Genomic DNA, 11,685 nt, shown 5'->3' on the forward strand with positions numbered 1-11,685 from the left:
AAGGCCCGTTCGGCTACATCGACAACCCGAACGCGAGAATCCACTGGGTCGCACCCAACGGCACCACAGTCCCCATGACCACCCCAGGGGCGATGGAGCTGCTCTTCGACTAACCACACACACCAAAAACCCGCCCCAAAAGGGCGGGCCCATCGGCATGCCCAAAAACGGCTAGAGGGCCTCGACCTCGAATTGGAGCTGCGGGTTGGCGTAGAACTCCTGCGCCTCGACGAGCTGGAGCTCCTGGGAGTCTGCCTCAAGGGTGACGCGCAGCAGGTCGTAGACCGAGGAGGCCGTCTTGGCCAGGGCGTCCTTCGCGTCGCGGGCGCGCAGGTAGTGGCCGGTGAACAGCGCGGCGGTGACATCGCCGGAGCCGTTGCGCTTGAACGGCAGGCGCGGGGTGCGCACGATCCACTTACCGTTATCGTCGACGGCGATCATCTCGATCGCGTCCTCCGGCGTCTCCGGGCGTTGCACCGAGGTGACCAGCACGGTGGACGGGCCCATCTCGCGGGCGGCGTCCACGGCGGCCAGGGTGGAATCGAGGTCGGTGACGTCGCGCTCGGTCAGATACCCCAGCTCGAACTGGTTCGGGGTGATGATGTCCGCTGCCGGCACGATCGTCGAGCGGAACAGCGGCGGGATAGTGTCGGCGACGAAGCAGCCGGATGTCGCCGACCCCATCACCGGGTCGCATGTGTAGAGCGCGTCCGGGTTCTCCGCCTTGATGTCGCGCACGGTGCCGACGATCACGTCGGCGATTTCGGGGGATGCCTGGTAGCCGGTGAGGATGCCGTCGATGAGCGAAAAGGCGCCACGGTCGCGGATGCCGCCCAGCACCGCGGCGACGTCGTCGGCAGGGATGATCGGCCCGCCCCACGCGCCGTAGCCGGTGTGGTTGGAGTAGTTCACGGTGTACACCGGCCACACCTCGTGGCCGATGCGCTGCAAAGGAAAGACCGCTGCCGAGTTGCCGACATGGCCATACGCGACAGCGGACTGGATGGAGAGAATGTTGCTCATACGAGCATTTTAGAGCTCCCCGTTAGAGTTCTGGCGACACCAGGATCTTCACGGCGGTCTCGTTACGGTTGATCAGGGTGTCGAAGCCCTCGTCGACGACACCGTCGAAGCCGATCTTGCCGGTGATGAACGGCTTGAGGTCGACCTTGCCCTCCTCGACGAGCTTGATGGTCTGCTCGTGGTCGTGGGCGTAGCCGATGATGCCGCGGATGGTCAGCTCCTTCATCACCACGGCGTGGATGTCCAGCTCGGCCTTCTTGGACCAGATGGACTCGACGACTAGGGTGCCCTTGAGCTTCAGGCAATCGACGAGCTGGTCGAGCACGACGTTGACGGAGGTGCACTCGAAGGCGACATCGACGCCCTTGCCGTCGGTGATCTTCTGGATTTCTTCCTTCAGGTCCTGCTTGGACGGGTCGATGGCGTGGTCGGCGACGCCGGCGTCGAGGGCCTTCTGGCGGCGCAGCTCGGACAGCTCGGAGACGATCACGGTGCAGCCGTATGCCTTAGCGACGGCAGCCGTGAGCACGCCGATCGGGCCAGCTCCGCCGATCAGCGCCACGTCGCCCTCCTTCGCCTCGGAGGCGACGAAGGCGTGGTGGGCGACGGACAGCGGCTCGATGAGCGCGGCCTCGTCCAGCGGCACGTCGTTGTTGATCGGGTGGACCCAGCGACGCTGCACCGCGATCTTCTCGGACAGGCCGCCGCCACCGCCGGCAAGACCGATGAAGTTCACGTCCGGGTGGAGGTTGTACGGGCCCGGCTCCTTGGGGTCGACATCGTCGGGAAGCACGTACGGCTCGACGACGACATGCTGGCCGACCTCAAGATCGTCCACACCCTCGCCCAGCGCGGCGACGACGCCGGAGAACTCGTGGCCGAGCGTGACCGGCGGCTCCTCGCCGGTAATCGGGTGCGGGGGGCCCGGCTTCGGGCAGAAGATGGGGCCTTCCAGGTACTCGTGGAGGTCGGTGCCGCAGATGCCGCACCAGGCGATGTCGATGAGTACCTCGCCCTTGCCTGCTTCCGGGGCGTCGATGTCCTCGACGCGGATGTCCTTCTGGCCGTAGTAACGTACAGCGCGCATGTGAAGCTCCTCTCGGTGAAAAACCTGCTTACGCGTACTATTCTACCGAAAAAAAGACTAATCGCCGGGCAGCGGCTCCACTGGCTCGGCGACGGACACCAGCACCGTGCGGGTCTTCACCCGGCCGCGGCGGTCGCGCCCGCCCTCGGCGGTGTAGCGCACCCCGTCGCGAAGAATTGATGCGCCGGGCAGCGGCACGCGCCCCAGCTCGTAGGACAACAGCCCCGCCACCGTGTCGACGTTGTCGGTGACGTCCTCGGCGTACTCCAGCTCGTAGTCCAGGTTGTCGGCGAGGTAATCCACCAGATCATCCAACGGCAGGCGCGCCTGGACGCGGAACACGCGCGGCTCCACTTCGGTGACAGGGGCTTCCTCGTCCTCGTCGTATTCGTCGGTGATTTCGCCGACGATTTCTTCCAGCAGGTCCTCCATGGTGAGGAGGCCGGCGACGGTGCCGTATTCGTCGATAAGCATGGCGATGTGCGTGTTCGCCTGCTGCATCTCCTTGAGCAGCACATCCAGCGGCTTCGAGTCCGGGATGAACAGCGGCTCGCGCATGAAGTCGGTGATCGGGGTCTTCGGGTCGAGCGGGGTGCCTCGGTCGTCGAACATGTCCTTCAGGTACGCGATGCCGACGATCTCGTCGACGCTCTCGCCGATCACCGGCACGCGCGAATGCCCGGAGCGCACCATCAGCGCGGTGGCCTGGCGGGCGGTTTTCTCGCCTTCGATCCACACCATCTCGGGCCGCGGCACCATGACCTGGCGCGCGTAGTTGGACGCGAGGTCGAAGATGTTTTGGATCATGCGGCCCTCGGTGGTTTCCACCACGCCCTTTTCCTGCGCGACCTCGACCATCTCGCGCAGCTCGATCTCGGTGGCGTAGGGGCCGTCGCGGAAGTCCTCGCCGGGGTGGAACAGGTTGCCAACCCAAATCAACAGCTTCGCGACGGGCCCGAGCACCACCTGGAACACCCCCAAGCCCTGCGCCGCCTTGAGCGAGATGGTGTAGGGGTTGCGCTTGCCCGCGGTGCGCGCGAACACCCCGACGATGGAAAATTGCAGCAGCGTGACGACGATCACCGCTACCGCAATCGCCCACCCGTCGGAGTCGAGCAGATCCATCGCGAGCATCGCCGCGGTCACGGACGCGAGAACGTCCAAGACCGTCCGCACCAGCACGAGCGTGTTGACGTGGTTCGCGCGGTGGTTGACCACCCGCAGCAGCGCCGCAGCGCCCGGGGTGTCGTCTTTGACCATGCCCTCGACGCGGGCGCGGGAGATCGGGGCGAGCGCGGACTCGATGGAGCCGAGCAGGCCGGACAGTAGCAGCGCGGCGACGGTGACGGCCGCGTAGACGAAGGTGAGCGTCACTCGATGCCCTTCATCAGCTTGTCCAGCTCGTCGCGGTCCGCGGCCGAGGGGAAGGCGTGCGCGCCGGTCGGCTTCGGCTGGTACTCCACGCCGCGGCGGGCCAGGTCGTCGTACCAGTCCGCCAGGATCTCGTTTTGCAGGGCGAACATTTCGCGCTCGTCTTTCGGCTCGATGTGGTCGTAGCCGAGCAGGTGCAGCACGCCGTGGACGGTGAGCAGCGCCATCTCGTGCGCCAGGTCGTGGCCGGCCATCTCGGCCTGCTTGCGGTCGTAGGCCGGGCACAGGATGATGTCGCCGAGCATCGCCGGGCCCGGCATGTCCGCGTCGGGGCGGCCACCGCCGGGGGTCAGCTCGTCCATGGGAAAGCTCATCACGTCCGTGGGGCCTTCCAGGTCCATCCAGCGCACGTGCAGATCGGCCATCGTGGGCTCGTCCACGAGCGTGATGGTGGCTTCGGTTTCAGGGTGGACGTCCATGGAGCGCATGGCGAACGACGCGACGTCGATAAGCATTTGCTCATTGACCTCCGCCTCGCCGGACTCATTCAAAACTTCAATGCTCACTGGTTCGCCTCCGCTTCCCGCTCGGCCTCGATCGCCTGCTGACGCTTCTCGTAGCGCAGGGCGTTCTGCGCGTCGTGGCGGTCGTACGCTGCGACGATGCGCGAAATCAGATGGTGGCGCACCACGTCGCCGGCGCCGAGCTCCTGGAACGAAATGTCGTCGATGTCCGCGAGGATGCGCCGCGCCACGCGCAGGCCAGAGACGGTGCCGCGCGGCAAATCCACCTGGGACGTATCACCCGTGACCACCATCTTCGAACCGAAGCCGAGGCGGGTGAGGAACATCTTCATCTGCGCGCCGGTGGTGTTCTGTGCCTCATCCAGGATGACAAAAGCGTCCGACAGGGTGCGTCCGCGCATGTAGGCCAGGGGCGCGACCTCGATGATGCCGGCCTCGATGAGCTTCGGAATCGCCTCCGGGTCCATCATGTCGCGCAACGAGTCGTACAACGGGCGCAGGTACGGGTCGATCTTGTCCGAGAGCGTGCCGGGCAAAAAGCCGAGCTTCTCCCCCGCCTCCACCGCCGGGCGGGTCAGGATGATGCGCTTGACCTCTTTGTTCTGCAGCGCCTGGACCGCCTTCGCCACCGCGAGGTACGTCTTGCCAGAACCGGCGGGGCCGATGCCGAAGGTGATGGTGTTGTCGTCGATCGCATCGACGTACGCGCGCTGCCCGGCCGTCTTCGGGCGGATAACCTTGCCGCGGCGCGAAATGATCTCCTCGCCGAGGATGTCCGCGACGGCACCGGGGGCCTCGGCCTCCATGATGCGCACCGCCTGGATCACCGTGTCCGCCCCCAGTGGCACGCCGCGGCGCGCCATAGACTCAAGCTCCTCGACGACGCGCAGCGCGTGCGCCGCCTGCTCCGCGTGCCCTTTGACGGTCAGCTCGGTGCCGCGGGCGTGGAAGCCCACCCCGAGCTGGTCCTCCAAGACCCGCAGGTTCTCGTCGTTGATCCCCAGGACGGACTGTGCGTACGCCGAGTCGAGTTCGACCTTGCGCGTCACCATTTCTTCCATGGGGACCAACCCTACCAGCGGGAGGTCAACGCCCCGATGGCGCAAAGCCCCGCAAACGCCGCCGAGGCGGTGCGCAGCACCTCGGGCCCGAGCTTGACCGGGCGCGCGCCGAGGATTTCCAGTTCGTCGTCGCCGATGCCGCCCTCCGGCCCGACGATCAGCCACACGTCCTCGCCGAATTCGACGTCGCGGATGGAGTCGGTGGCGTCCTCGTGCAGCACCAGCGCGTTCCCCGCGTCGTGCAGCAACTCGGACAGCTGGTTCGTCGTCACCGGCTCGCGCACCTCCGGCACCCACGCCCGCCGCGCCTGCTTCGCGCTGGACAGCGCCTGCGCGCGCCACTTCTCCACCTGCTTGGCCTGCTTGTTCGCCGGCCACCGCGCGATCGTGCGGTGCGAAATCCACGGCACAATCGCATCTGCTCCGGCCTGCACCGCCAGGTCCACGGCGAGCTCGGCGCGCTCGCCCTTCGGCACCGCCTGCACCACCGTCACGCGCGGCGTGGGCTGCGGCACGAACTCTTGCTTCTCGACGACTCCGTCAACCCGACCAGCCCCCACCGACGTGACGCGGGTGAGCGCGGTGGACCCTTGGCCGTCGACAAGCATGATGCGCTCGCCGGGTTGGATGCGCTTGACGTGGGCGTGCTTTGCCTCCGCGCCGGTGAGCGTGCCGGCGGCGGGGTCGTCGGAGAGGAAGTACGGCAGGCTCATCGGCGGAAGCGGTCGCGCATGCGGGAGAAGAAGCCCTCGCCGTGCTCGTCGGACTCCACGTGGACTTGCGGGTTGTCCGGGTGGCCGTCGCGCAGATCTTGCAGGGCGGCGCGCTCGTCGTTGGTCAGGGCGGTGGGCACGGTGACCTGCACGTGGGCGATCATGTCGCCGGCGCCCTCGGCGCGCAGCCGCGGCATGCCCTCGCCTTGCAAGTGGATGGTGTCGCCGGGCTGGGTGCCGCCGGGCACCTCGATGACGGTTTGCTCGCCGGCGAGGTTGTCCACGGTCAGCTCGGTGCCGAGCGCGGCGTCGTACATCGGCACGGTCAGGCGCACGTGCAGGTCGTTGTTCTCGCGCACGAACACCGGGTGCGGCTGCACCTGCACCTCAACGTACAGGTCTCCGGCGGGGCCGCCGCCGTGGCCGACCTCGCCCTGGTCCGCCATGCGGATGCGCATGCCGGAGTTGATGCCGGCCGGGATGTTCACGGTCAGGTCGCGGGTGGCGCGCACGCGGCCGTCGCCGGCGCACTGGGTGCACGGGTCCTTGATCACCTCGCCGTAGCCGTGGCAGGTGGGGCACTCGCGGGTGGTCATGACGTTGCCCAAAAACGACTGCTGCATCTCCTGGACCTGGCCGGCGCCGCCGCAGGTGCCGCAGGGCACCGGCTTCGCCTCGGTCTTCGACCCGGTGCCGTGGCACTTGTCGCACAGCACAGCGGTGTCCACGGTGACGTCCTTCTTCGTGCCGGCGAACGCCTCTTCCAGGGTGATGGCGGTGCGCAGCAGCGCGTCGTTGCCCGGCTGCACGCGCGAGCGCGGCTGGCGGGTGCCTCCACCGCCGAAGAACGCCTCGAAGATGTCGCCGAGTCCCCCGCCGCCGAAACCGGCCGCGCCACCCATACCGCCGCCGGCCTCCATCGGGTCGCCGCCGCGGTCCACGATCGCGCGCTTCTGCGGATCCAGCAGCACCTCCTGGGCTGCGGCGATCTCGGCGAACTTCTCGGCCGCCTCCTCGGACGGGTTGACGTCCGGGTGGTACTTGCGCGCCAGCTTGCGGTACGCCTTCTTAATCTCCTGCTCGGTGGCTTCCTGGTCCACGCCGAGGATGCCGTAGTAATCGCGAGCCATATCTTCCCTTCTATTCGCCCCGCAGGATGCGGCTGATGTAGCGGGCCACGGTGGCAACCTTTTGCATGGTACCGGGGTAGTCCATGTGGGTCGGACCCACTACCCCGAGGCCGCCGAGTGCCTCGTCGCCCGAACCGTACGCTGTTGTAACAATCGAGGCGTGCGAAAATTCCTCGTCCTCGTTTTCGCGCCCGATGCGCACGCTGACCCGCTCGAGTTCCTGCGCGCCGGCCAGCAGTTTCAGCACCACCACCTGCTGCTCAAGCGCGTCGATGACGCCCTGCAAGCCTCCCGACGGCACGACCAGGTTCGACGAGCCCGCAATGATCAGCCGGTCCGGCGCCGCGTCCACCAGCGTGGTGATCAGCACTTCTGCGGCGCGTGAGGTGGGGTCGGCGAGGTGGGGCGGAGCTTTCGTCGATAAGCGAGAAAGCGCATCGGAGGCGTCGCGCATGGTTTGGCCCACCAGGGCCTCGTTGAGCAGGTCGCGCAATAGCCGCACCCCCTCCGGCCCGATCGGCGCCGAAAGCTCCACGTTGCGCTGGTCCACGCGCCCCGCGTCGGTGATCAGCACGAGCAGCAGCCTTGTTGGGGTGAGCTCCACCACCTCGCAGTGCTTCACGCGCGAAATGGTCAGCGTGGGCAGCTGCACCACCGCCGCCTGGTTGGTCAGCTGCGCGAGCAGCTGCACGGAGCGGCGCAGCACGTCCTCCAAATCCACGCCGTTTTCCAAAAAGTCCAAAATGGCGTGGCGCTCGGCGGCGCTCAACGGCTTGACGTCGTGCAGCGCGTCCACGAACGCGCGGTAGCCCGCCTCGGTGGGGATGCGGCCCGACGAGGCGTGGGTCTGCGAGATGTAGCCCTGCTGCTCCAGCACCGCCATGTCGTTGCGCACCGTCGCGGACGACACCCCCATCTTGTGCCGCTCCACCAGGGATTTCGACCCCACCGGCTCCTGGCTTGCAATGTAGTCCGCCACGATCGCGCGCAGCACCGCTTGGCGCCGCTGGTCCGCAGTACCCATTACGCCTCCTTACTCGGCTGCCAGGATATCGGTGATGATGCCGTCTGCAAGCAGCCGCCCTTTGTCGGTCAGCCGCAGCCTGTCGCTATTCTCAAGCAGCCCCGCGCGCACATGCCTATCGACGACATCCTGCGCCCCCGCCCCGATCCACCCCGACGGGATCCCTTCCTTCAGCCGCAGGCCGAGCATGACGGCCTCGGTGTGGGCTTCTTCGTCGGTGATGGTTTCGCGGTCCTGGATGGGCAGCGTGGCGTCGGCAAGCAACTGCGCATATCGCTCGGGGCGCTTGACGTTGAAGAAACGCTCAGCGCCGATGAAGCTGTGCGCGCCCGGGCCCGCACCCCACCACTGCTGGTTGCGCCAGTAGATGAGGTTGTGGCGGCACTCTCCTCCGGGTTTGGCCCAGTTGGAGACCTCGTACCAGTCGTAGCCGTGGGCGGCGAGCGTGTCGGCGATGATCTCGTAGCGGTCCGCGTAGACGTCCTCCTTGGGCGCGGGCAGTTCGCCGCGGCGGATCTTGCGGGCCATGGCGGTGCCGTCTTCGACGATGAGCGAATACGCGCTGACGTGGTCGACGTCCGTGTCCAGGATGGCGTCGAGGGTGCGGCGGACGTCGTCGTCGGTTTCGGTGGGCGTGCCGTAGATCATGTCCAGGTTGACGTGTTTGAAGCCGGCGGTGCGTGCCTCGCGGGCGGCGGCGACGGCGCGGCCCGGGGTGTGCTGGCGGTCCAGCACCTTGAGCACCGGCGTGGAGGCGGACTGCATGCCCAGCGAGACGCGGGTGAAGCCGGCGTCCAGCAGCCCGGTGAAGTAGTCGGGGCTGGTGGATTCCGGGTTGGACTCGGTGGTCACCTCCGCGCCGGGGTTCAGGCCGAAGGTGTAGCGGACGGCGGCGAGGATGCGGGCGAGGCCGTCTGCGCCGAGGAGGCTCGGGGTGCCGCCGCCGACGAACACCGTGTCGGCTTTGGGCAGGCCGCGGGCGGCGGCGAGCTCCAACTCGCGCTCCAGGGCGTCCAAGTACTGGGCGTGGGAGGAGTCCACCTCGGTGGGTGTGTAGGTGTTGAAGTCGCAGTACCCGCAGCGCGTGGCGCAAAACGGGACGTGGACGTAGACGCCGAATGAATCCATGGCCTTAAGGCTAGGCGCCGCGGCGGGAACGCTTCGCGGCGACCTTGGCCACGATCCGGTCGATGCGGGCGCGCTCCTCCAAAAACTCCGGCGGGTTGGACCCGCGCATGGTGCGCACGAACGCCGGGTGGTCCAGGCAGACGGTCTCCACCCAGCCCACCACGGCCTCCTCGACGATCTCGCCGACACGGGCGTACATCTGCGGCAGCGAGACCACGCCGAGTTCGCGGGCGACCATGTCGGTCTGCTCCAGGCAGTACGACACGATCTCGCCCAAGTGCTGCACCACCAAGTCGGTGCGTCCGGTCAGCGCGTCCTGCATGGTCTGCACCGAAAACGGGGCTTGTAAGGGGAAGAGGTCGTTCAGGCCGGAGGCGTCGAGAAGCTCGGGCTCCGGAATGCGCTCCTCCGGCTTCGCTCCCGCGGACAGGTGGCCGGCGGCGCGGCCGGAGGTCAGCGCCTGGCGCAGGCCGATCAGCTCCGCGACGACGCGGCGGGCGTCCTGGCGGGCGTCGTCGACGATCTCAACGAACTCGGCGAGGCAGTCCTCGGTGAGCTCGCCGTCGTAATCCGCGATGGCCTCGGCGAGGTGCTCGGTGTACTCCGCCACCTCGTCGCCGATGTTGTAAATCTCCTGCGTGAGCTCGCGGTGCCGCAGCACGGCGGCAGTCTTGTGCATCGCGAGCCCTCCTTGGAAACGCCTGTGGGAAGTGACAAATTGGCATGCTATGCCACAGCCGCGCGCGTGAAAGGAAGGCGCGCCGAACTAGCGCTGATACAGCTTGTCAATGTCGTCCTGGAAACGCTGGAACACCACGTTGCGCTTGACCTTCATCGTCGGGGTCATCTCGTCGTGCTGCTCCGACAGGTCGCGATCCAGGATGCGGAACTTCTTAATCGCCTCGGTGCGCGAGACGGTGGCGTTGGCCAGGTTCACCGCGTCCTGGACCTCCGCGCGCAGCGCCGGGTCCTGGGCGAGCTCGGAAACCTTCTTGTTCGCCGGGATGTTGCGGTCGGCCTTCCAGCGCTTGAGCTCCTCCTCGTCCAGGGTGACCAGGACGCCGACGAACGGCTTGCCGTCGCCGACCACCAACGCGTTAGAGATCAGCGGGTCCTGGCGGATGATCTCCTCCATCGGGCCCGGCGAAATGTTCTTGCCGCCGGCGGTGACGATCAGGTCCTTCTTGCGGCCAGTGATGGAGACGTAGCCGTCCTCGTCCACCTCGCCCAAGTCGCCGGTGTTGAACCAGCCGTCCGTGAGCGCCTCCTCGGTGGCCGCCGGGTTGCGCCAGTACTTCTCAAACACGCCGGGGCCCTTGAACTCGATCTCGCCGTCGTCGTTGATGCGCACCGAGTAGCCGTTCACCGGCCGGCCCACGGTGCCGATCTTGTTGGCGTGCGCGTTGTTCACGCACGCCGCGGCGCAGGTCTCGGTCAGGCCGTAGCCCTCATAGACCGGCACGCCCATGCCGCGGAAGAAGTGCGACAGATCCGCGCTCATGGCGGACCCGCCGGTAATGCCGTACCAGACGGACCCGCCCATGGCCTCCTTGATCTTGCCGTAGACGACCTTGTCGTACAGCGCGCGCTTCGCCTTCTGCACCCGAGACGGGCCTTCATCGGTGTCCAGCGCCTTCGAGTACTCGATCGCGGCCTTCTCGGCCTCGAGGAACATGCGCTTGCCAATCGCGGAGCCGTCCGCGGCCTTGTTGTAGGCGCCCTCGCGCACCTTCTCAAACACGCGCGGCACGCCCACGACCAGGTTCGGGCGCACGCGCTGCAACTCCACCATCAGCGTCGAGGTGTCCGACCAGTGCGACTGCGTTGCGCCCGAGATCGTCCACGCCAGCGACACCGCGCGCGCCAACACGTGCGCCAGCGGCAAAAACGTCACCATGCGCTGGCCGGGGAAAGACACCGAGCCGATCTCGTTTTCCAGAAGCGCCCAGCACTGGTACGCCCAGTTGCCGTGGGAAATCTCCACACCCTTCGGCCGACCGGTGGTGCCGGAGGTGTAGACGATGGAGCCGAGGGTTTCGTGGCGGGTGGCGGCCACGCGTTCGTCGATAAGCGATTGCTCGACGTCGCGCCCCTCAAACTTCAGCGTCTCCACGCCCGCGGCGTTGAACTCGTAGATGCGCTCGAGCTTTGATGGGGAGTCCGCGAACTTCGGCTTGCCCGTCTCGTCCAGCAGGAACGGGCTCATCAGCTGGGTGTGGTCGCGCGTTTCGGTGAACGCGATTTTCGCGCCGGAATCCTCCAGGATCCACTGGATCTGGTGCATCGAACTCGACGGGTAAATCGGCACCGAGGCGGCGCCGGCGGCCCAGATGGCGAAGTCCACCAGCGACCACTCGTAGCGCGTCGACGACAAAATGGCCACGCGGTCCCCCGGCTCCACACCCGCGGCGATCAGGCCTTTTGCGACCTCGTAGACCTCCTCCAAAAACTCCGCCGCCGTGACCGAGACCCACTCGTAGTTGCGCGGCCGGTAGTACAGCACCAGGTGCGGGCTCTGCTCGCAGGTGCGAATCAGCCGACTGAGGCACGTGTCGGTGTCTTTGAGCGTGAATCCAAGTTCCGTGGTGTGCGCGTTTGAAGGCATGGTGCCCAACACTACCCCA

Annotated in this window: 11 protein-coding genes; all 11 read right to left on the reverse strand. The window is 67.1% G+C overall.

Annotation, left to right across the window (positions count from 1 at the left end):
* Positions 1-171: 171 nt before the first annotated feature.
* Positions 172-1,023, reverse strand: a complete 852-nt coding sequence (gene pdxY, locus HMPREF3151_RS03690; RefSeq protein WP_070473618.1) for a pyridoxal kinase PdxY — start codon at positions 1,021-1,023, stop codon at positions 172-174.
* A 22-nt stretch (positions 1,024-1,045) separates the two neighbouring features.
* The gene (locus HMPREF3151_RS03695; protein ID WP_070473620.1) at positions 1,046-2,110 is read right to left on the reverse strand and encodes a 2,3-butanediol dehydrogenase; all 1,065 of its coding nucleotides are present in this window, start codon (positions 2,108-2,110) and stop codon (positions 1,046-1,048) included.
* 57 nt (positions 2,111-2,167) lie between these two features.
* On the reverse strand, positions 2,168-3,484 hold the full coding sequence (locus HMPREF3151_RS03700) for a hemolysin family protein (RefSeq protein ID WP_070473622.1): 1,317 nt from the start codon (positions 3,482-3,484) through the stop codon (positions 2,168-2,170).
* Positions 3,481-4,047 (reverse strand): rRNA maturation RNase YbeY, encoded by a 567-nt coding sequence (gene ybeY, locus HMPREF3151_RS03705; protein ID WP_070473623.1) that lies wholly within the window; start codon positions 4,045-4,047, stop codon positions 3,481-3,483. The genes HMPREF3151_RS03700 and ybeY overlap by 4 nt, the downstream gene beginning before the upstream one ends.
* Complete coding sequence (locus HMPREF3151_RS03710; protein ID WP_070473625.1) at positions 4,044-5,066, reverse strand: PhoH family protein; 1,023 nt, start codon at positions 5,064-5,066, stop codon at positions 4,044-4,046. Before HMPREF3151_RS03710 ends, ybeY begins: the two co-directional genes overlap by 4 nt.
* An 11-nt stretch (positions 5,067-5,077) precedes the next feature.
* Positions 5,078-5,779, reverse strand: a complete 702-nt coding sequence (locus HMPREF3151_RS03715; RefSeq protein ID WP_070473627.1) for a 16S rRNA (uracil(1498)-N(3))-methyltransferase — start codon at positions 5,777-5,779, stop codon at positions 5,078-5,080.
* Positions 5,776-6,909, reverse strand: a complete 1,134-nt coding sequence (dnaJ, locus tag HMPREF3151_RS03720; protein ID WP_070473629.1) for a molecular chaperone DnaJ — start codon at positions 6,907-6,909, stop codon at positions 5,776-5,778. The genes HMPREF3151_RS03715 and dnaJ overlap by 4 nt, the downstream gene beginning before the upstream one ends.
* A gap of 10 nt (positions 6,910-6,919) precedes the next feature.
* Positions 6,920-7,933 carry a heat-inducible transcriptional repressor HrcA gene (hrcA, locus tag HMPREF3151_RS03725; RefSeq protein WP_070473635.1) on the reverse strand — a complete coding sequence of 338 codons (1,014 nt, stop codon included), beginning with the start codon at positions 7,931-7,933 and terminating at the stop codon, positions 6,920-6,922.
* A gap of 9 nt (positions 7,934-7,942) precedes the next feature.
* Positions 7,943-9,061: a radical SAM family heme chaperone HemW gene (hemW, locus tag HMPREF3151_RS03730; protein ID WP_070473637.1), complete on the reverse strand. Its 1,119-nt coding sequence runs from the start codon at positions 9,059-9,061 to the stop codon at positions 7,943-7,945.
* Between the two features lie 10 nt (positions 9,062-9,071).
* Positions 9,072-9,740, reverse strand: coding sequence for a hypothetical protein (locus HMPREF3151_RS03735; RefSeq protein ID WP_070473638.1), 669 nt, complete (start codon positions 9,738-9,740; stop codon positions 9,072-9,074).
* An 87-nt stretch (positions 9,741-9,827) separates the two neighbouring features.
* Positions 9,828-11,666, reverse strand: coding sequence for an AMP-dependent synthetase/ligase (locus HMPREF3151_RS03740; protein WP_070473736.1), 1,839 nt, complete (start codon positions 11,664-11,666; stop codon positions 9,828-9,830).
* Positions 11,667-11,685 lie beyond the last annotated feature (19 nt).

This window comes from Corynebacterium sp. HMSC05H05 (assembly GCF_001807265.1).
Lineage (GTDB): Bacteria > Actinomycetota > Actinomycetes > Mycobacteriales > Mycobacteriaceae > Corynebacterium.